This is a genomic window from Deinococcus aerophilus, assembly GCF_014647075.1.
In the GTDB taxonomy this organism is placed as follows: domain Bacteria; phylum Deinococcota; class Deinococci; order Deinococcales; family Deinococcaceae; genus Deinococcus; species Deinococcus aerophilus.
On the sequence record NZ_BMOM01000002.1, the window covers coordinates 12,662 to 33,432 of the forward strand.

Genomic DNA, 20,771 nt, shown 5'->3' on the forward strand with positions numbered 1-20,771 from the left:
TGCCGTGCACCTCAGGAATCTGAGCATGGTCTTCCGAGGAACCGGAGGCGACACGGTGGCCCTACAGGACGCCAACCTGGACATCGCACACGGCGAGTTCGTCAGCCTGATCGGACCCAGCGGCTGCGGCAAGACCACGCTGCTGCGGCTGATGGCCGACCTGATCACACCGACGAGCGGCGAACTGCTGGTGGGCGGCCAGACGCCCGCGCAGGCGCGGCAGGCCCGAGCCTACGGCTACGTCTTCCAGGCTCCGGCCCTGCTGGAATGGCGCACCGTGCTGAACAACGTGCTGCTGCCGCTGGACGTGATGAACACCCCGAAGGCCCAGAGACAGGACCGCGCCCACGAGATGCTGAGACTCGTTGGGCTGGAGGGTTTTGCGGGCCGTTACCCGTGGCAACTTTCCGGCGGGATGCAGCAGCGGGTGAGTATTGCCCGCGCCCTGGCCTTCGATCCAGGGCTGCTGCTGATGGACGAGCCCTTCGGTGCGCTGGACGAGATCACGCGTGAACACCTCAACGGCGAACTGCTGCGGCTATGGCAGGAAACCGGCAAGACGGTGGTGTTCGTGACCCACGGCATCGGCGAGGCCGTTTTTCTCAGCACCCGGGTGGTCGTGATGACCGCGCGGCCCGGCAAGATCGAGGGGGTTGTCGACATCGACCTGCCGTATCCGCGCAACCTGGAGACCCGCGAGACCCCACGCTTTTTTGAGCTGGCGACCCAGGTGCGCGAACTGCTGCGCCGGGGCCACGGATTTGATGGAGCCGGCTAGCGTGCGTGCGCGCCCTTCCCCGATGGCCGGCAGCCTGGGTCCGATGCTGCTCGTGGCGCTGCTCGCCGCGCTGCTGTACTGGCCCCTGATGCTCGCCGTGAACGTGGGCGCGGCGCAGCGCACCCTGGACAGCGGAGCGGTACTGGACTGCCAGACGGCCCTGTCGTGCGCCACCCGGCTGCGTAATCCGGTGCTGCCTGCCCCGGCGCAGCTGGGAAACAGCCTGCGCGCCATGAGCGTGCCGCCGCTGGCCCCCACCAGCATGCCGTACAACACGCTGGTCACGGCGGGCGAGACGCTGGTGGGGTTGCTGATCGCCGTGGTGCTGGGGGTGGGACTGGCCGTGGCCCTGGTCGCCAGCCGCGCCTTCGAACGCGTGACCCTGCCGTGGCTGATCGCCTCGCAGACCGTACCGGTGATCGCGCTCGCGCCGATGCTGGCGGTGGTGCTGGGGCAGTACGGCGTGCAGGGCTGGTTGCCCAAGGCGCTGATCGCCGCGTACATCGCCTTCTTTCCGGTGGCGGTGGGCGTGGCGGCGGGCCTGCGCAGCCCCGACCCCATGCAGGAAGACCTGCTCACCACCTACCGTGCCTCGGGCTGGCAAACCTTCTGGACGCTGCGGCTGCCCGCCAGCGTGCCGTTTCTGTTCACGTCGCTGAAGGTGGGCGCCACCGCCGCCCTGATTGGCTCGATTGTGGCCGAGATCAGCACCATCAGCTTCTCCGGGCTGGGCAAAATGCTCGCCGAGAACTCGCGGGCGTCCGACACGCTGGCGCTGTGGGTGATCATGCTGTACGGCGCGGGCCTGGGGATCGCGCTGGTGGCCGTGCTGGGCATGGTGGAAAGGTGGGTGACACCGTGGCAGGCCGGGCAGTCACGCTAGGGCGGGGGCCGGCGGGCAGATGGCCCGGCCTGGGCGGCTGGCTGACGCTCGGGCTGGGCGTGGCCCTGCTGCTGAGCGCCGTGTGGACGGTCTGGGGGTTTGCTCTGGACAGCGTACCCCCGGAGCGCCGGGGCCTGAGCGTGGTCCTGCTCGTTGTGGGGCTGGCGGGCGGAATCTCCGGCCTGGCCCGAATCGCCCGCCGCACCGCCGGCCTGGTTCCGGCGCTGCTTGCCGCGCTGCTCACCTTGATTGCAGTGGAGGCGCTGCTGCGCGCCTACGGAGTGCCGCCCGGCCTGATTCCCACGCCGACGCGGGTGCTCACCGCCCTGGCGACCTCGCGCGCGGTGCTGCTGGGAGACGCCCGCGTGACCTTCGTGCAGGAGGCGCTCGTCGGGTACCTGTTCGGCGCGGGGGCCGGAATTCTGGTCGCGCTGGCGGCGGTGCGTTTTCCCTTTCTGGAACGCGGAGCGCTGCCGTACGCGGGGCTATTTTCCAGCATTCCCATCGTGGCGCTGGCCCCGGTCATTGTGAAAGCCTTCGGCCTGGAGTGGACGAGCAAGGCGATCATCGTGGGCATCACGGTGTTCTTTCCGGTGGTGGTGAACGTGGTGCGCGGCCTGCAGAGTGCCAGTCCCCTGCTGCTGGACCTGATGCGGACCTACGCGGTCACGCCTGCCGCCTCGTTCCGGCTGGTGCGGGTGCCCAGCGCCCTGCCCTTCCTGTTCAATGCCCTCAAGATCGGCAGCACGCTGGCCCTCATCGGCGCCATCGTCGGCGAATTCTTCGGCACCACCGGCCAGGGGCTGGGCTTCCGCATCCAGATCGAGGCTGGGCGCTTCAACCTGGACATCGTGTGGGCCGCCATCGTGATCGCCTCGGTGCTGGGCATCGCGTTCTACGGCGCGGTCAGCTGGCTCGAGGCGCGCTTCACGGGCTGGCATGCCCGCCGGCGCTGAGCGCCGCCTTATTTCACTCCTCAACGGCCCCTCCGTCTCCCGTGCACCGATGCTCCTCTCACCGTCACCCACTGCGCCCTGCGCGCCCGGAGGAATCCATGAATAGAAGCGTCCTGTCCGCCCTGTCTGCCGTCCTCGCCGCCTCTGCCCTGGCGACGGCGGGCGCCGCCAATGTGCCGGTGAAGGTGCAGCTCAAGTGGTTTCCACAGGCGCAGTTCGCGGGCTTCTTTGTGGCCCAGGCCAAGGGCTTTTACAAGGCCGAGGGCCTGGACGTGACGCTGCTGCCCATTGGGGACCAGTCGCCGATCCAGACGGTGGCGACGGGCGCAGCCGACTTCGGGACCACCTGGATCACCGACCTACTCACCGCCCGCCAGCAGGGATTGCCGGTGGTGCACATCGCCCAGCTGTTCCAGAAGAGCGGCTATACCCTGGTCGCCCTGAAATCCAGCAACCTCACCGATCCCAAGCAGTTCGCGGGCAAGCGCATCGGGGTGTGGCCCAGCGGCAACGAGTACCCGGCAGTGGCCCTGCTCAAGAAGTACGGCCTGAGCACCAGCCTGGACAGCACGGTGGCCAACCCCAGCGTGCAGGCGGTGACGTACCCCTTCGACCCCAGCCTGGTCTTTCCCGACAAGGTCGATCTGGTGAGTGCCATGACCTACAACGAGGTCGACCAGATCGTGGGGCTGGGCTATCCGCTGGATCGGCTCAAGATCTTCAATGTCAGTGATTTCGGTATCAACCTGCTCGAGGACCTGATGTTCACCACCCAACGGACGCTGGACAGCAAGAACTTCAAGAACAGCGGCCTGAGCGGGCAACAGGTGGCCGCCAAGCTGATACGCGCGACCCTCAGGGGCTGGAACTACGCCGTGGCGAACCAGAAGGAGGCCGTGCAGATCGTGCTGGTGAACTGCGGCAACACCTGCAAGGGCTCAGGCACCCGCGCCAGCGCCAGCGGCCACCAGACCTGGCAGATGGCCGAGGTCGCCAAGCTATACCGCGCCGGACAGACCCTCAAGGGCAACGCGGGACTGCTCGACCGGGTCACCTACGACGCCAACGTGAAGCTGCTCATGGACCTGGGCATCCTGAAAAGCGCCCCCAGCGCCGGGGCCGTGAACTACAGCGTGTGGGAGGCAGCCACTGGCAAGAAGGCGAGGTAAGCCCAGACCCAGGGAGCTCAGGGGAACGGAGGCGTAAGGTGGGCGGCATGCCCCTGATCTTCTCCGGACCCCGGCTCCCCTCCTCCGTTCCGCTCGGGCGGGCCGCATGAGCTCCTGGCCCGTGCAGGAAGGGGTGTTCGAGCTGGGCGACTGGCCCGCCGAACGGGGCGGCGTGATCCGCAGCGCCCGGCTGGCATGGCAGACGCACGGCACCCTGAACGAGGCGCGCGACAACGTGATCGTGTATCCGTGCAGCTACACGGCCACGCACGCGGGCCAGAGCTGGCTGATCGGCCCGGACGGGGTGCTAGACCCGGAGCGGTGGTTCATCGTCATTCCCGACATGTTCTCCAACGGCGTGTCGTCGGGGGCAGCAGACACGCCGGAGTACCCGGGGGTGGTGACCGTGCGCGACAACGTGCTCGCGCAGGAGCGGCTGCTGCGCGAGGTCTTCGGGGTCACGCACCTCGCGGCCGTTTACGGCTTCTCGATGGGCGCCATGCAGGCGTATCACTGGGCGGCGCTTTTTCCCGATCGGGTCGAGCGGGCCATCGTCGTGTGCGGCAGCGCCCGCACCGCCCCACACAACCGGGTGTTCCTGTCCGGGCTGCTGCGAACGCTGGAGGCTGCGCCGGAGTATGTCGGAGGTGGCCAGTTCAGCGCGGTGCCGCACGCCTCGCTCAGAGCGTTCGGTCACATCTATGCCGGCTGGGGCCTGAGCCAGGACTTTTACCGCCAGGAGCTGTTTCGCACCGTCCTGGGCGCACCCGATCTGGACACCTATCTGCAGACCGACTGGGAAGCCAGTTTTGCGGCCCGCGACGCGGCGAATCTGTATGCCCAGGCGCTCACGTGGTTCCACGGAGACATCAGCGCCAATGACCGCTACGGCGGCGACCTCGCCGCGGCGCTGGGGGCCATTGAGGCGCGGGTGCTGCTGATGCCCGGCGAGACCGACCTGTATTTCCGGGTGGCCGACAACGCCGCCGAGCTCACTCAGCTGCGGCGCGGCGAGTTGCGGCCTATTCCCTCGGTGTGGGGTCACCGCGCGGGCAGTCCCGCCGGCCTGCCCGAGGAACTGGCCTTCCTCAAAGCGGCGGTGCGCGGCTGGCTGGCGGAATAACCGTTCCCTGAAGCCCACAGACCGCTTTTTGGGTAAGGTGGATCATGCCTCTAGATCCCGAACGGACGGTCCAGGAACTCAAGGCCCTGCGTGAGCTGACCGGTGACGAGCACGGTGCGCAGCGGGTGGCCTTCACCGACACCTGGGTGAGGGCGCGCGACTTTCTCAAGGAGAAGCTGGCCGAATTGCCTGTGGAGGTCCACACCGACGCGGCGGGCAACCTGTGGGCGACCCTGCGGGGCGACTCGGAACAGGAACTGCTGATCGGCGGGCACATCGACAGCGTGCCCAACGGCGGCTGGCTGGACGGCTGCCTGAACACCCTGGCGGGCCTGGAAGTGCTGCGCCGCCTGAGCGAACAGGGCCGCCCCCCCGTGACGGTGCGGCTGGTGGACTGGGCCGACGAGGAGGGCGCGCGCTTTGGCCGCAGCCTGTACGGTTCGAGCGCGGCGGGGGGCAACATCGACCTTGCCGAGATGCGCAAACTCAGGGACCGTGACGGAGTGGGCCTGGAAGACGCCCTGGCCCGTGTGGGCATCACGCTCGCCGACGCTCCGCAGGCCCGCGATGAACTGAAAAACGCAGGGGCCTACCTGGAACTGCACATCGAGCAGGGGCCGGTGCTCGAGGGCCTGGGGCTGCCCCTGGGGGCGGTGCTGGGCACCTTCGGGGTCGAGCGGCACACCATTACCTTTCACGGTCAGGCGGCCCACTCGGGCAGCACGCCCATGAACGTGCGGCGCGACGCCTTCCGGGCCGCCGGACAGCTTGCACAGGAGATCTACGCCATCGCCGAGCGGCACGGCGGGGTATGTACCATCGGCAGCTGCAAGACGCTTCCGGGCATCGTGACCAGCGTTGTGGAGACCTGTGAGGTCACGCTGGACCAGCGGCACCTGAACGCCGAACATCTGGCCGCCATGTGGTGGGAAGCGCAGGAAGCCGCGCGCCGCTTTGCCGAGGACGGCGGCTGCAGCGTGACCTTCGGGGACCTGTGGAACATCGAGCCCATTCCCTTTCATCCCGAGCTGATTGAGGCCGCCGACGCCGCGATCCTGGATATCGTGCCGCAAAGCCACCTGTTGCCCAGCGGCCCGCTGCACGACGCGGCAGAGGTGGCCCGTGCGGGCATTCCGACGGTCATGCTGTTCGTGCAGAGCCTGCGCGGCATCAGCCACAACAGCATCGAAGACACCGAGGAGGAACACCTGCTCCTGAGCGTGCAGGCACTTGACCGCCTGACGAGCCGGACGATCCAGTGGCTGGTCAGCCGGCGCTGAGTGCCGCCCGGCCCCTCCGCTGTCTGCCCTCCCCTGCCCCTCCTCCCTTCGCCAGGAGTTCCCGTGACCTTGCCCGTCCCCGCCCCTCCTTCCCGGCCTCAGCATGCTGCCTAGCCTCGCCGATCTGCTGACCCTTCCGGCGTTCGCGGGCGCAGAGGTCTGCAGCGGTCAGGACCGTCTGACCCAGCCGGTAACCTGGGTCCACGTCTCGGAAATTGCCGACGCGGCCCGGTTCCTGAGCGGCGGCGAGCTGCTGCTCAGCACCGGCGTCCCGCTGATGGCGGCGGGCGAGGCCGAGGCAGCGGCATACATCCGTTCTCTGGCCGTGGGCGGCGCGCAGGGGCTGGCGCTGGAACTGGTCCGCGAGGTGAGGGCGGTGCCGCCCGCCGCACTGTCGGCCGCCCACCACTGCAACTTTCCGCTGATCGTCTTCCGGCAGGAGGTGAGTTTTGCCGAGCTGACCCGCGCCGCCCACGCCCGGATTCTGCGGCCCCCGGTCCACGCGGCGGCGTCATCGCTGGCTCCGCTGCTGGAGGCCCTGTATGAAACGGGGCGCAGCGGCGACTTCTTGACCGCGCAGCTGGGCACATTGCTGGCCCTGCCGGCGCGCCCGCGCCTGACCCTGCTCGGGACCCTGGGGGCGCTGCTGGAATGCAACTTCAACGTGGCCGGAGCCGCCCGCCGGCTGGGAGTGCGCCGGCAGACGGTGTACTACCGCCTGGAGCAGTTGCGCGCCATGCTGGGCGACCTGAGCGATCCCCGGCGACAGCTGGGCCTGCTGCTGGCGCTGGACATGGTGGGCACAGGCACCCCCTGACGGAATTCGCCGTTCCCCTCTGATTCACCGGTCCACCGCCACGCCCTCCACCTCCGCGATCAGCACGCACACCCGCGGCAGGGTCGCGGGCCGGGACGGACCACGCAGCCCCAGGACGAGGCGGCGGAGGCCGAATGCGGCATCTGTTGACCGGACGCCGTGAAGCCGGACGCGCCGGACGGGTCGGTGAATCTGCAGAAAGGCATCACTGGCACACTGAACCTCACCCGCTGCTCTGAGGCCGCGTGGTTCGGACTGGAGAACCGGAAGCGGTGGATTGGACACCCTGTCTCTTGAGTCCACCCGGCAGGAGGCGGACAATACAGTGCGTCCACAACTCGCACCGTTTTTTCCCGTTTTCCCGGAGGTCCACCCATGACCAGCACCGAACCGCGCCCGCCCGTCGCCTCCGCGCACGACATCGCCCAGCAGAACCGCGACTACACCATGTTCTCATGGTCGGTGCAGGGCGGGGCGCTGCCGCCCGTGATGACCGGTGGAAAGGGCAGCCATTTCTATGACGGCGACGGCAACACCTGGCTCGACTTCTCCAGCCAGCTGATCAACCTGAACATCGGCCACCAGCACCCGCGCATGCTGGAAGCCATCAAGAAGCAGGTGGATCAGATGTGCTTTGCCGGACCGAGCTTTGCCACCGAGCCGCGCGGACAGCTGGGCCAAAAGCTCTCGGAGGTGACCGGGCTGGGCAAGACCTTCTTCACGCTGGGCGGCTCGGAGGCCAACGAGAACGCCATCAAGATCGCCCGCCTCGTCACGGGCCGCGACAAGATCATCACCCGTTACCGCTCGTACCACGGCGCGACCATGGGCAGCATGACTGCCTCGGGCGATCCCCGGCGCTGGCCGGTGGAACCTGGGGTGCCGGGCGTGGTGCGCGTGTTCGACCCGTACTGCTACCGCTGCCCCTTTGGCAAGACGCCGGATTCGTGCGGGCGCGAGTGCGTATCGCACATCGAGGAAGTCATCCAGATGGAGGGGCCGGATTCCATCGCCGCGATTCTGGTCGAGGGCATCACCGGCAGCAACGGCCTGCTGGTACCGCCCGACGACTATTACCCCAAACTGCGGGCGCTGTGCGACCGGTACGGCATCCTCCTGATCACCGACGAGGTGATGAGCGGTTTCGGGCGCACCGGCAAGTGGCTGGCCACCCAGCACTACGGCATCAAGCCCGACATCGTGACCTGCGCCAAGGGGCTGACGAGCGGATACATGCCGCTGGGCGCGGTGATTGTGTCCCGGGAAATCGCCGCCTACTTCGACACCCATATGCTGTGGGGTGGCCTGACCTACAGCGGCCATCCGGTGTGCTGCGCCGCCGCCGTGGAAAACCTGGCGATCTACGAGGATGAGGGACTGTTCGCAAACGCGCTGGAACTGGGGGCGTACCTGGGGCAGCGGCTGGAAGCCATGAAGGCCCGGTACGCCTGCGTGGGCGACGTGCGCTACAAGGGCCTGTTCTCGGTGCTGGAACTGGTGCGCGACAAAGCGACCAAGGAGCCGCTGGCCCCGTTCGGCGGTACGTCACCGGAGATGGGACAGCTCGCCGCGCACCTAAGAAGCCGGCACGTCTATGCCTACAGCCGCTTCAATTTCCTGTGGGTCTGCCCGCCGCTGGTGGTCACCAAAGAGGAACTGGACGCCGGACTGGACGTGTACGAGGAGGCCCTGGCGCTGGTGGACCAGACGATTGCCGCAGCGGTGGCGGCGGACTGAGGACTCCGGCCCACCGAAAGCCCCAGGCGCGCGCCGCAACCCTGGACCGCAGCTCTCCGGGGCGTCCGCCCGCTGACGCGGGGCAGCCCACCCGACGGGCTGTTCCCGGCCAGACCCCCACCCACCCCTTTCCCCATCCGGAGGCCCCATGACATCCACCGCCGAAAAAACCCAGACCCTCACCCACTGGCTGAACAACGCCCCCGCAGAGGGTCAGTCCGGCCGCAGCGCCCCCGTCTACAACCCGGCCACCGGGCAGGTTCAGGCGCAGGTGCCCCTGGCCAGCCGGGCCGAGGTGGACGCCGTGGTACAGGTCGCCACCGCCGCCGCCCGCAGGTGGCGCTCCAGCTCGCTGAGCACGCGCTCGGCGGTGATGTTCCGGTTCCGCGAACTGCTGTCGGCGCGGCGCGATGACCTCGCCCGCATCATCACCCGCGAACACGGCAAGGTGCACAGCGACGCGCTGGGCGAGATCGCGCGCGGACTGGAGAACGTGGAATACGCCTGCGGTATTCCCAACTTGCTGCGCGGCGGCTACTCCGAGGGTGTCAGCACCGGGGTGGACGTGTATTCCATCCAACAACCGCTGGGCGTGGTGGCGGGCATCACACCGTTTAACTTTCCGGCGATGGTGCCGCTGTGGATGCTCGCCAACGCCCTGGCCTGCGGCAACGCCTTCATCCTCAAGCCCAGCGAGAAGGACCCCTCGGCCGCCCTCTTCCTGGCCGAACTCCTGAAGGAAGCGGGTCTGCCCGACGGCGTGCTGAGCGTCGTCCATGGGGACAAGGAAGCGGTGGACGCCCTGCTGGAACATCCCGGCATCGCCGCCGTGAGCTTCGTCGGTTCCACACCGATCGCACAGTACATTTACGAGAAAGGAACGTCGCACGGCAAGCGGGTACAGGCGCTGGGCGGAGCCAAGAACCACATGCTCGTGCTGCCCGACGCGGACATCGGCATGGCGGCCGACGCCGCCGTGTCGGCCGCCTACGGCTCGGCCGGCGAGCGCTGCATGGCGATCAGCGTGCTCGTGGCGGTGGGGGACGCGGGCGACAAACTCATCAGCGCCATCGAGGAACGTATTTCCGCCCTCAAGATCGGCCCCGGGGACGTGGCCGGCAACGAGATGGGGCCGCTGATCACCCGCGAACACCGGGACCGGGTGGCGGGCTATGTCGCCTCCGCGCAGGAACAGGGAGCGCGGGTGGTGGTGGACGGGCGCGAGGCCCAGTTCGAGGGCGACGGTTTCTTCCTGGGAGTCTCGCTGCTCGACGACGTGAAACCCGGCATGAACGCCTACGACGACGAGATCTTTGGCCCGGTGCTGTGCGTGGTGCGCGCCGGCAGCTACGCCGAGGGCCTCAAGCTCATCAACGACAACGAGTACGGCAACGGCACGGCCATCTTCACCCGCGACGGCGGCGCGGCCCGGCAGTTCCAGTTCGACGTGGAAGTCGGGATGGTGGGCATCAACGTGCCCATTCCCGTTCCGGTTGCCTATTACAGCTTCGGCGGCTGGAAGGCCAGCCTGTTTGGAGACACCCACATGTACGGTCCTGAGGGCGTCAAGTTCTTTACCCGCAGCAAGGTGGTCACCTCGCGCTGGCCCGATCCGGCGGGCAGCCGGGTGGACCTGGGTTTTCCGCAGACGCGCTGAGGTCGGCCCTTCCCTGATTTCTCGCCCGCCCGAATGCCGGGAACGGCGCCCGAACGGTTGTGGCCGGGCATTTCCCCATCCGACGCGTCCAGAAGGAGCATCTAGAATCCCGGGATTCTAGGTGCTCTTCGCCGGTATGCGCTGCCGGGTCGGGAGGGCGCGGGGCGCGGCTGCCGGGCAGGCGGCTGCGGACCGGACGCCCCACGCGTCTGCCCGGCTAGACTGGGCCGACCGTTTGCCCTGACCCTCAACCATCGTCCCCACCCCACGCCCTTCCCCGGCTGAACCGGGAAGTGCCCAGGAGTTCCAGAATATGACCCAGCAATCTCCAGCACACCGCCCAGCATTGAGCGCCTCCGAACTTCAGGACCACGATGTGGTGATCGTCTCCGCCGTGCGGACGGCGGTGGGCGCGATTCGCGGCTCTCTGTCCTCGATCCGCCCCGACGACCTCGCCGCCGTGGCGGTCAAGGCGGCGGTGGCGCGTGCCGGCGTGGACCCCGCCCACATCGAGGAGGTGATTCTGGGCTGCGCCAATCAGGCGGGTGAGGACAACCGCAACGTGGCGCGCATGGCCGCGCTGCTCGCCGGCCTGCCCGAGACGGTGGCCGGGCTGACCGTCAACCGGCTGTGTGCCTCGGGCCTGAGCGCGCTGAACACGGCGGCCCGCGCCATTCGCAACGGTGACGGTGATGTGTATGTGGCGGGTGGGGTGGAAAGCATGACCCGCGCCCCCATGGTGATGCCCAAGGGCGCGCAGGCCTTTGCCAACGGAAACGTCACCGCCTACGACACGACGCTGGGCTGGCGCTTTCCGAACCCCGCCATGCAGGAGCTGTTTCCGCTGGAAGCGATGGGCGAAACCGCCGAAAACATTGTGGAGCGCAGCCGTGACGGGGCCTACGCGGGCGGCGAGATCACCCGTGAGGACCAGGACGCCTTCGCGCTGGAATCGCAGCGGCGGGCGGTGGCGGCGCTGAATGCCGGGCACTTCCGGGACCAGATCGTTCCCGTCGAGATCAAGGGGCGCAAGGGCGTGACCGTGTTCGACACCGACGAGCATCCCCGCTACACCCGCGACGGCGACACCTTCACGCTGGACACCAGCGCGGAGCAGCTGACGGGCCTGAAACCCGTGTTCCGCAAGGGCGGCAGCGTCACGGCGGGCAACGCCTCGGGCCTGAATGACGGCGCGGCGGCGCTGGTCCTGATGAGCGCGGGCCGGGCCCGCGAGCTGGGCATGACGCCGCTGGCGCGCTGGGTGGGGGCGGCGGCGGCGGGCGTGGACCCCCGCGTGATGGGCCTGGGACCCATTCCGGCGACCCGCAAGGTGCTGGAGCGCACCGGCCTGAGCGTGGCCGATCTGGACCTGATCGAACTCAACGAGGCCTTCGCCGCGCAGGCGCTGGCGGTCATCCGTGAACTGGGGCTGGATCCGGAGAAGGTCAATGTGAACGGCGGGGCCATCGCGCTGGGGCATCCGCTGGGCATGAGCGGCGCGCGGCTGGCCGTGGCGATGACGCACGAGCTGCGGCGCCGCAATGCACGCTACGGCCTGCTGACGCTGTGCATCGGGGTTGGGCAGGGTGAGGCGGCCATTCTGGAGCGGGTGGAGGCGTGAAACCGGTTCCGGTCATCACGGCGCAGGACGCCGCCGCGCTGGTCCGGTCCGGGCAGACCCTGCTCGTCGGGGGCTTCGGCATGACCGGCAACCCGGTGCATCTGGTTCATGCCCTGGCCGAGACGGAGGTGCGCGGGCTGACCTTCGTCGGCAACAACGTGGGAGAGGCGGGCCTGAGCGGGGGCCGCCTGCTGCGCAACGGGCAGCTGAAAAAGGCCATCGGCTCGTTCTTCACCTCCAACCGTGAGGCGGTGGCGGCGGCGCAGGACGGCTCTCTGGAAGTCCAGCTGATTCCCCAGGGCACGCTGGCCGAGGCGCTGCGGGCGGGCGGCGCGGGCATCGGCGGCTTCTACACCCCCACCGCCGCCGGCACCGTGATCGCTGGGAACGCCGACGTGCGCGTGTTGAACGGACAGGAAATGGTCTTTGTGCCCGCCCTGCGCGGCGACGTGGCCCTGATCCGGGCGTGGCGCGCCGACCGCGCGGGCAACCTGCAGTACCGCCTGACCGAGCAGAACTTCAATCCCGCGATGGCCACCGCCGCCGACCTCGTGATCGCCGAGGTCGAAGAGATCGTGGAGGTCGGCGAGATTCCGCCGGAGGCGGTGCACACGCCGGGGCTGTACGTGGATTATCTGGTGCAGGCCCACCTCACCCTGGACGATCTGGGCAGCAGCGCGGACGTGCGCGGCGGAGCCAAGCGGGTAGACCCGGCGCGGCTGAACATGGCCCGCCGCGCCCTGCAGGAACTGCGTCCCGGCGACGTGGTGAACCTCGGCATCGGCATTCCCACGCTGGTCGCCGACCTGATCACCCCCGAACACCGCGTCAACCTGCACACCGAGAACGGCATGCTGGGCGTCGGTCCCGCGCCCGAGGACGGCGGCGCCCTGGACTACCCGGTGAATGCGGGCAAGATTCCGGTCACAGCGCTGCCCGGCGCAAGCTACTTTGACAGCGCCCACAGCTTCGGCATGATCCGGGGAGGGCATGTGGACGTGGCGGTCATGGGCGGGCTGCAGGTGGACGAGGCCGGCAACCTGGCGAACTGGGCCGTGCCCGGAAAACCGCTGCTGGGCGTGGGCGGCGCGATGGACCTTGCGAGCGGGGCGCGGCGCCTGATCGTGACCATGCAGCACACCGACCCCGACGGCACGCCCAAGCTGGTGCCCGAATGCACGCTGCCCCTCACCGCGCGCGGACGGGTCGGGATGGTGATCACCGACCGGGCGGTCTTCGAGTTCCTGGATGGCCGACTGACCCTGACCGAACTGATGCCCGGCGCGACGCTGGAGGAGGTGCGTGCCACCACCGGGGCGGCATTCGTGGAGCGGCTGGGCGAGGCCGAGGCCGTCGTGGTCTGAGGCGGTCCACAGCCCGGCTCCGGGCCCGCCCGTTCAACCTCTGTGGCATGCCTGAATACTGGCTCAAGCCTGTGGCCGTTCCGCCGTCACCACGCCCGCCCCGCTTCCGCGACAATGCCGTATGTTCCGAGTCCTCTCCCGTGTGTGGCTGGCGTGTTCCGTCCTGGGCGGAGCGGCGAGCGCCCTGCCCGCCAGCGTGACCCTCAAGGCCATCCGCCACGAGTACCAGGGGCCGGACAACTGCGCGCCCGTGACGGCGCTGACGGTGCTGGGGTACTACGGTACGCGCGTCACGCAGGCCAGCGCAGCCAGCGCCCTGAAGGACTATCCCGGTGATCCGCAGGTGACCAGCCTGGAACTCGCCGCCTACCTGGGGCGGTTTGGGCTGCGCAGCGTCATTCGGTATGCGGGCGACCCTCAGGTGTTGCGTGAACTGGTGTCCCGCGGGTTCCCCGTGGTGGTCCAGCAGCGGTTGCGGGCGGGCAGCAATGTCGCGCATTTCCGCACTGTTTACGGTTACAGCGGCGGACGCTTCCTGACCAGCGATCCCTTGCGCGGTCCCTCCCTGAGCCTGAGCGAGGCGGAGCTCACAGAGCTGTGGCACTTCTACAACGGCGAATATCTGGTGGCCTATCCGCCCGCCCAGGAGGCGCAGGTGCGGGCAGCGATGGGCGAGAACTTCAATGTCACGGCCAACTGGCAGCATGCCCGGCGGGACGGTGAGGAGGCGGTGCGGGCGCGGCCCGGCGATCCCTATGCGTGGTGGGGATTGGCGAAGGCCAACCTGCGGCTGGGCAGCGTCAAACTGGCCGCCGAGCAGTTTGACCGCGCCGTGAATCTGGGCGTGCCCACCCTGTATTACCTGTACCGCCAGGAGGCCTTCGAGGCGTGGCTGCAGGCCGGGTACTACACCCGGACGCTGGAGCTGACGGCCCGGGGACTCAAGGCGTTTCCCAAAAGCAAGGAGCTGCTGAAGTTCCGCGATCTGGCCAGTCAGGCCCTGGACGGCTGAGGCGGAGCGTCACTCGCCCCTTGCCGTCGTCCTCCCAGGGCGGACCCGCTGGCTCTGCTCGATGATGTCATCCATCAACCGGTCCAGTTCCGGATCCACCACCCTCCGCGCCGGATCGGCGTCATACCACGCCAGAATCTCGTGGACGCCCTGCGAGAAGGGAATACGTGCCACGTACCCGGGCACCAGCCGCTTGATCTTGGTGTTGTCGAAGACCACGCTGTAGGACTTGTCCCCGAGCAGGCCCGCGCCCCAGTCCGGTCCGAAGGCGGCGATCACATCCGAGGGCACATGCACGAGCTGTGGCGTGACTCCGGCCGCTCCGGCAACGAGTTCAAAGATCTGGTTCCAGGTGAGCAGTTCGTCGGACGTGATCTGCACGGCCTCGCCAATCACGGCGGATCGGCCCAGCAACCCCACGAAGCCCACCGCAAAGTCGCGGTGGTGGGTCAGGGTCCACAGCGAGGTGCCGTCTCCGTGGACAATCACCGGCTTGCCCCGGCGCATGCGGTCCACCACGGTATAGCCGCCGTCCATCGGCAGCAGGGTGGCGTCATAGGTGTGTGAGGGCCGCACGATGGTCACCGGAAAACCGTCCTCACGGTAGGCGCGCATCAGGCGGTTCTCGCAGGCGATCTTATCCCGTGAGTACCCCCAGAAGGGGTTGTGCAGGGGGGTGGATTCGGTGATGGGCAGGTGGCCCAGCGGCTTCTGGTACGCAGAGGCCGAGCTGATAAAAATGTATTGCCGGGTGCGGTCCCGGAACACTTCCAGATCCGTCTCGATGTGCTCGGGGGTGAAGGCCACCCAGTTCACCACCACATCGAACTTCAGGTCGCCCAGGGCCCGCGCCGCACTGCTCGGGTCGCGGATGTCGCCGCGGAGCACCGTGGCTCCAGCCGGCACCAACCGGGAAGATTCTCCGCGGTTCAGCAGGTACAGGTTCATGCCCTGCGCCAGGGCCCGCTCCGAACATGCCGAACTGATGATGCCCGTTCCGCCGATAAACAAGACCTTCATGGCTCTCTTCCCTGGGCGCCTGAGCCCTCCTCTGCGCCCTCCCCACCCAGCGTGTCACGCCAGCGGTGCTGCGGCTCAAACCCGAGATGCCGCCGCGCATGGTCAATGCCCAGCAGGGTCTGGAAACCATCCAGCGGTTCCCGCAGCGGCACCTCCGGAAAAACCTGTTCCATCAACGTGCGCGAGGGCACCGGCATCACGGTGTCGGCGGCGGCGATGATGAAACTGCTTGCCCCGGACAGCGGGGCCTCCATCGCCAGGCGGCAGGCCAGCGCGGCGTCCCGCTCGTCGATGTAGCCCCACAGGTTCCACTTGCGCGCGTGCGGGTCGGGCCACGCCAGCTCGGGAAAGCGGCGGTACTCTCCTGGACCCAGGATGTTGGAGAAACGCAGGGCCACGAAGGGAATCCCCGAACGGCGCGCAAAGTCCTGCGCCATCGTCTCGGTCAGCACCTTGCTCAGGGCATACGACGATTCCGGATGGGGATAGTGTGCCTCGTCCACCGGGGCGTAGCGGGGCGGGACGTCAAACGGCAGGCCCAGCGTCGTCTCACTGGATGCCCACACAACCCGCTGCAAGCCGAGCATGGTCGCCGCCGTAAAAACGCTGTGGTTCATGGTCACGTTCTGCACAAAGGTGTGATGCGCGGCCTGCAGGCCGGGCGCGGGAATGTTCGCCAGGTGAATCACGCTGCCCGCGCCGTGCATGACTTCCAGCGTCTGGCCCAGATCGGTCAGATCGGCGCGCAGGGCGTCCTTCAGAGAACCGGGAAAATTGCCGTTCGGTCTGGGGATGGACTGGGTATCCACCGCAATGACCTCATACCCATGTTCAAGCAGATGCTGGAGGGTTGCCCGACCGGCCCGGCCCGCTGCACCGGTCAGGACGACCGGACCCTGTGGCGCCGCTACCATGCGTAGGCCTCCGGAGCCTGACCACCGGGTCCGGGCCAGATCTCGTCCAGCCGTTTCAGGGTGTCACCGGTCAGCTGGATGTCGAGCGCCCGGAGCGCTCCGTCGAGTTGCCCGGCGGTGCGCGGCCCGATGATCGGGGCCGTCACGGCAGGCTGACGCAGCAACCACGCCAGCGCCACATCTGCGGGTGACTCACCCAGCTCACCGCACAGCGCCTCGTACTGCTCCAGCTGGGGGCGGTGCTTTTCAATCTGTTTTTGCATGTTCTCAGTGGCGCGGCGGCCCTCCTGCACCTTCTTCAGCACTCCGCCGAGCAGTCCCCCACCCAGCGGACTCCAGGGAATCACGCCCAGCCCCAGCGCCTGACACGCTGGAATGACTTCCAGCTCGATGGTGCGCGCCGACAGGTTGTACAGGCTCTGCTCCGAGACCAGACCCATGAAGTGGCGCCCCGCGGCGAGCGTGTTGGCCTGGGCGATGTTCCAGCCCGCGAAGTTGCTGCTTCCCACGTACAGCACCTTGCCCTCGCGCACCAGCTGTTCCATGGCCTGCCAGATCTCCTCCCAGGGGGTGAACCGGTCGATGTGGTGCATCTGGTACAGGTCGATGTGGTCGGTCTTCAGGCGGCGCAGGCTGTCCTCGCACGCCCGGCGGATGTGGTAGGCCGAGAGCCGCTGGTCATTGGGCCCGTCACCCATCTTGCCGTACACCTTGGTCGCGAGCACGATGCAGTCGCGGTGACCGGGATTTCTGTCCAGCCAGCGGCCCACGATCTGCTCGGTCACGCCCTCGCCGGGCTGGCGGCCATACACGTTGGCGGTATCGAAGAAGTTGACGCCCCGGTCCAGCGCCGCGTCCATGATCGCGTGGCTGTCCTGCTCGCTGGTCTCGGGACCGAAGTTCATGGTGCCCAGGCACAGGGGGCGGACTTTCAGGCCGGTGCGGCCCAGATGACGGTATTCCATGGCGTGCCTCCTCGGGAGCGCGGAAGATGCAGGTGGGCAAAATGCTGTCCCGGTGACGCTACACCCGCAGACCCCGCTCCGTCATCCGGACCGACCATTCATCATTGCAGCCTGCTTCTCCTTCGGGGACCGGGCAACCCGCACCGGCCCGCTGTCCCCAGATGTGGGCCAGCGGCGGCGTGCTTGCCCTTCCCTGTCCGGACTGCCCGTCACGCGCGTCTGGGACGGATGTCCTGTTCACGGGGGCTTCATTGCCCGTTTCTTGTCATAAATCCCCACATGCCGTCAGATCCAGCCTCTACAGTGAACCATGTCCGTTTTCCTGCACGACGTCGCCGTGGCGCTTCCTGACCACGTGTATCCGCAGTCGCGCATCCGCGACGTCATCAAGGCCCAGCCCGAACTGGACCGGCTGGGCCAGCGCCTGACGGGGGCGGCCTTCAATGCTTCGGGCATTGACCAGCGGTACAGCGTGGTTCAGGACTTTATGCGGGAGGCCGACGAGGAACCGGGCCTGTTCTATGACCCGGCCAGCGGCCGCATGCTGACCCCCAGTACCGGCACGCGCAACGTGGTGTATACTGCCGAGGCCACCCGGCTGTACGTGGAGGCGGCCCGCCGGGTGCTGGAGAGCAGCGGCCTTCAGGCGAACGACATCACCCACGTCATCACCGTGTCCTGCACGGGATTCTTCGCGCCGGGGCCCGACTATGCGGTGGTGCGGGCGCTGAACCTCGGTGCGGACGTGGCACGTTTTCACGTGGGGTTCATGGGCTGTTACGCCGCCTTCCCGGCCCTGAAGATGGCGCAGGCCTTCTGTGAGGCCAACGCGGACGCCACCGTCCTCGTGATCAGCGCCGAGCTGTGTACCCTGCACATGCATTCCTCGGCCGATCCGGACACCATCATTGCCAACTCGGTGTTCGCCGATGGCTGCGCCGCCGCCGTGGTGAGTGCGCGCCCCCCGGCCCCCGGAGCGCGGGCGCTGCGCCTAGACCATTTTGAAACCACCCTCACGCCGGTCGGGGTGGGCGAGGCCGAGATGGCCTGGACCATCGGGGACCAGGGGTATGACATGGTGCTCAGCACCTACGTGCCGTCCATCATCGAGTCGCACATCGAGGGCGCACTGTCGCCGCTGCTCGCGCGCGATCCGGCGCTGGCCGAGGCCGGACATGCCGGGGTGGAGCGCTGGGCCATTCACCCGGGGGGGCGCAGCATCCTGGACAAGGTGCAGGGCAGCCTCAACCTCAGCGACGACCAGCTGCGGCCCTCGCGCGAGGTGCTGCGGCAGCACGGCAACATGAGCAGCGCCACCGTGCTGTTCATCCTGCGCGACCTGCTGGAACAGGCCGGGGACGGCGAACGGGTGTGTGCGATGGCCTTCGGACCCGGCCTGACGGTGGAAACCGGCCTGATGACCAAGCTGGGCGTGGCCGTGCCCGCCGGAACGCCGCGTGACCTTCCTGCCCTCGCCGGAGCCTGATGAGCTGGCTGTCCCTGCAGCGCCGCGACACGCAGCTCAGCGAGCTGATGGACGACCCGGCCTGCGATCTGGACGGACTGCGCCGGACGTACGCGCAGTTCGGATCGGTCAACTCCTTGGTGGCAGGCTGGGGGCGGGTATACCGGCAGCACCTGCGCCCCCGCCTGTCCCGGGACCGGCCCCACCGCCTGCTGGACATCGGCTGCGGCGGCGGCGACGTGCCGCGGGCGCTGGCACGCTGGGCGGCACGTGACGGCTTTACCCTGAGAATCACCGCCATCGACGCCGACGCGCGGGCCATTGCATATGCGGCCGCGCAGCCACCCGTCTCGGGCCTGACCTTCCGGCAGGCGCTGAGCGGCGATCTGGTGCGCCAGGGCCACAGCTTCGATCTTGTGACCTCCAACCATCTGCTTCACCACCTGACCGACGCGGAACTCAGGACCGTGCTGCTCGACAGCGAGGCGCTGTGCCGGGACGCGGAGGGGCGGGGCGGTGGGCTGGCCGTTCACAGTGACATCCAGCGCAGCCCGCTGGCCTACGCGGCCTTCCGGGTGGGGGTCGCGCCGCTGTTTCGCGGTTCTTTTATCGGTGTCGACGGGCTGCGCTCCATCCGGCGCAGCTTTACGGCTCCCGAGCTGGCGGCGCTGGCTCCTCCCGGCTGGCAGGTGCAGACCCTGCCGCCGTACCGCAACCTGCTGCTGTACGACGCGGCCACTGCGCTCTCAGATACTGGGGCCCCCGCGCGTGCCTGACGTGCTGATCGTGGGCGGCGGACCGGTGGGGCTGTTTCTGGGGTGTCTGCTCACGGCGCGCGGCGTGGCCGTGCAGGTTCTGGAAAGCCGCTCCCGGCCCGGCGGCCATTCCCGCGCCATCGGCATCCATCCACCTGCCCTGGCGGCATTCGGAGACGTGGGCCTGGCCCGGCCCATGCTGGACGCCGGTCTCCCCATTCTGCGCGGACTGGTCACTGGGGAAAGGGGGGTGCTGGGCGAACTGGACTTCGCCACGCTGGAATCGGGCGCGGCGGCGCACCATCCCTTTGTCCTGTCGCTGCCGCAGCGGGACACCGAGGCAGTGCTGCGGCGGCGGCTTGCCGAACTCGCACCCGGCGCGTACTGCCCGGGGGTCGAGGTGCAGGAGTTGCACGAGCACGGCACACAGGTACGCGTGGTGGCCGCTGAGAACGGAGCGCGCCGCGAATTCACCGCCCGCTTCGTGGTGGGGGCCGACGGCTGGCGCAGCCGCGTGCGTGAAGCGCTGGGGCTGGCCTTTCCGGGCAAGGTCTATCCCGACAAGTACCTGATGGGGGATTTCCCCGACACCACGCCGCTGAACACTACGGCGCTGGTGTCGCTCACGGCGGGCGGGGTGGTCGAGTCCTTTCCCCTGCCGCGCGGTGGCCGGCGCTGGGTGGTCCACACAGGTTCCACCTTGCACACGGAGGCCACAGCCAGGGACCTGAGCGCGACAGTTCTGGCACGAACGGGGCTGTATGTGCCGGCCGCCGAGTGTCAGATGCTCAGCGCCTTTGAGGTCCGCCGTCACCGCGTGCCCCAAATGGTGGTGGGGCGCAGCGTCCTGATTGGAGACGCCGCGCACGTGGTCAGCCCCATCGGAGGACAGGGCATGAATCTGGGCTGGCTGGACGCCGCCGCGCTGGCCCCACTGCTTGTGCAGGCGCTGGACGGTCCGCAACGGAGCAGCGGCGCGCTGAACCGCTTTGGCCCCGCCCGGCTGCGTTCGGCGCGGGTTGCCGCCCGGCAGGCCGAGCTGAACATGTCGGCCGGCCGGCCGGTGGGGGCCCGGACGCAGCGCGCGCGCGAGGAGCTGGTCCGGAGCCTGCTCTCGCCGGCCAGCGCACCGCTGCTCGCGCGGGCCTTCACCATGCAGTGGCTGTGAGGCGCGGACGGTAGACTGCCTCCCGCCTGTGGCAGTGGTGACAGGCCGGCATTCTTCCCCCATGCCCCGAGGTCTGGCCTGTCCCGC

At 68.5% G+C, this 20,771-nt stretch carries 18 protein-coding genes; 15 read left to right on the forward strand and 3 right to left on the reverse strand.

What is annotated here, in order from left to right; translation table 11 throughout:
* Positions 1 to 25 precede the first annotated feature (25 nt).
* The 12 genes from IEY21_RS01610 to IEY21_RS01665 all read left to right on the forward strand — a co-directional run bounded on the left by IEY21_RS01610 (position 26) and on the right by IEY21_RS01665 (position 14,397).
* Positions 26 to 778 (forward strand): ABC transporter ATP-binding protein, encoded by a 753-nt coding sequence (locus IEY21_RS01610; protein WP_188900662.1) that lies wholly within the window; start codon positions 26 to 28, stop codon positions 776 to 778.
* Between the two features lies 1 nt (position 779).
* Positions 780 to 1,661 carry an ABC transporter permease gene (locus tag IEY21_RS01615; protein WP_229752779.1) on the forward strand — a complete coding sequence of 294 codons (882 nt, stop codon included), beginning with the start codon at positions 780 to 782 and terminating at the stop codon, positions 1,659 to 1,661.
* A complete protein-coding gene (locus IEY21_RS01620) occupies positions 1,625 to 2,617 on the forward strand; it encodes an ABC transporter permease (protein WP_229752780.1) in 993 nt (330 codons plus the stop codon). Before IEY21_RS01615 ends, IEY21_RS01620 begins: the two co-directional genes overlap by 37 nt.
* Positions 2,618 to 2,715: 98 nt before the next feature.
* Positions 2,716 to 3,786, forward strand: a complete 1,071-nt coding sequence (locus IEY21_RS01625; protein ID WP_188900664.1) for an ABC transporter substrate-binding protein — start codon at positions 2,716 to 2,718, stop codon at positions 3,784 to 3,786.
* A 106-nt stretch (positions 3,787 to 3,892) separates the two neighbouring features.
* The gene (locus IEY21_RS01630) at positions 3,893 to 4,909 is read left to right on the forward strand and encodes an alpha/beta fold hydrolase (RefSeq protein WP_188900666.1); all 1,017 of its coding nucleotides are present in this window, start codon (positions 3,893 to 3,895) and stop codon (positions 4,907 to 4,909) included.
* A gap of 44 nt (positions 4,910 to 4,953) precedes the next feature.
* A complete protein-coding gene (locus IEY21_RS01635) occupies positions 4,954 to 6,189 on the forward strand; it encodes a hydantoinase/carbamoylase family amidase (protein ID WP_188900684.1) in 1,236 nt (411 codons plus the stop codon).
* Positions 6,190 to 6,292: 103 nt separating this feature from the next.
* The gene (locus IEY21_RS01640; RefSeq protein ID WP_188900686.1) at positions 6,293 to 7,006 is read left to right on the forward strand and encodes a PucR family transcriptional regulator; all 714 of its coding nucleotides are present in this window, start codon (positions 6,293 to 6,295) and stop codon (positions 7,004 to 7,006) included.
* A 375-nt stretch (positions 7,007 to 7,381) separates the two neighbouring features.
* Positions 7,382 to 8,743, forward strand: a complete 1,362-nt coding sequence (locus IEY21_RS01645) for an aminotransferase class III-fold pyridoxal phosphate-dependent enzyme (protein ID WP_188900688.1) — start codon at positions 7,382 to 7,384, stop codon at positions 8,741 to 8,743.
* A gap of 148 nt (positions 8,744 to 8,891) precedes the next feature.
* A complete protein-coding gene (locus IEY21_RS01650) occupies positions 8,892 to 10,400 on the forward strand; it encodes a CoA-acylating methylmalonate-semialdehyde dehydrogenase (protein ID WP_188900690.1) in 1,509 nt (502 codons plus the stop codon).
* A 313-nt stretch (positions 10,401 to 10,713) separates the two neighbouring features.
* Entirely contained in the window at positions 10,714 to 12,021 is a 1,308-nt protein-coding gene (locus IEY21_RS01655; protein ID WP_188900692.1) for a thiolase family protein, read from the forward strand.
* Positions 12,018 to 13,385 (forward strand): 3-oxoacid CoA-transferase, encoded by a 1,368-nt coding sequence (locus IEY21_RS01660; RefSeq protein ID WP_188900694.1) that lies wholly within the window; start codon positions 12,018 to 12,020, stop codon positions 13,383 to 13,385. The genes IEY21_RS01655 and IEY21_RS01660 overlap by 4 nt, the downstream gene beginning before the upstream one ends.
* Before the next feature lie 121 nt (positions 13,386 to 13,506).
* Positions 13,507 to 14,397 carry a C39 family peptidase gene (locus IEY21_RS01665; protein ID WP_188900696.1) on the forward strand — a complete coding sequence of 297 codons (891 nt, stop codon included), beginning with the start codon at positions 13,507 to 13,509 and terminating at the stop codon, positions 14,395 to 14,397.
* A gap of 9 nt (positions 14,398 to 14,406) precedes the next feature.
* Here IEY21_RS01665 and IEY21_RS01670 read toward each other — a convergent pair whose 3' ends face one another.
* The 3 genes from IEY21_RS01670 to IEY21_RS01680 are packed head-to-tail and all read right to left on the reverse strand — an operon-like array spanning position 14,407 to position 17,296.
* Positions 14,407 to 15,417, reverse strand: a complete 1,011-nt coding sequence (locus IEY21_RS01670) for an SDR family oxidoreductase (protein WP_188900698.1) — start codon at positions 15,415 to 15,417, stop codon at positions 14,407 to 14,409.
* Positions 15,414 to 16,331, reverse strand: coding sequence for an NAD-dependent epimerase/dehydratase family protein (locus tag IEY21_RS01675; RefSeq protein WP_188900700.1), 918 nt, complete (start codon positions 16,329 to 16,331; stop codon positions 15,414 to 15,416). The genes IEY21_RS01670 and IEY21_RS01675 overlap by 4 nt, the downstream gene beginning before the upstream one ends.
* A complete protein-coding gene (locus tag IEY21_RS01680; RefSeq protein WP_188900702.1) occupies positions 16,325 to 17,296 on the reverse strand; it encodes an aldo/keto reductase in 972 nt (323 codons plus the stop codon). The genes IEY21_RS01675 and IEY21_RS01680 overlap by 7 nt, the downstream gene beginning before the upstream one ends.
* A 310-nt stretch (positions 17,297 to 17,606) precedes the next feature.
* On the opposite strand from IEY21_RS01680, the gene IEY21_RS01685 reads away from it, so the two are divergent.
* From IEY21_RS01685 to IEY21_RS01695, 3 genes are read left to right on the forward strand one after another with little or no spacing between them, the layout of a single operon-like run.
* On the forward strand, positions 17,607 to 18,782 hold the full coding sequence (locus tag IEY21_RS01685) for a type III polyketide synthase (RefSeq protein WP_188900704.1): 1,176 nt from the start codon (positions 17,607 to 17,609) through the stop codon (positions 18,780 to 18,782).
* On the forward strand, positions 18,782 to 19,537 hold the full coding sequence (locus IEY21_RS01690; RefSeq protein WP_188900706.1) for a class I SAM-dependent methyltransferase: 756 nt from the start codon (positions 18,782 to 18,784) through the stop codon (positions 19,535 to 19,537). The genes IEY21_RS01685 and IEY21_RS01690 overlap by 1 nt, the downstream gene beginning before the upstream one ends.
* Entirely contained in the window at positions 19,530 to 20,684 is a 1,155-nt protein-coding gene (locus tag IEY21_RS01695; protein ID WP_188900708.1) for an FAD-dependent oxidoreductase, read from the forward strand. Before IEY21_RS01690 ends, IEY21_RS01695 begins: the two co-directional genes overlap by 8 nt.
* Positions 20,685 to 20,771: the final 87 nt, after the last annotated feature.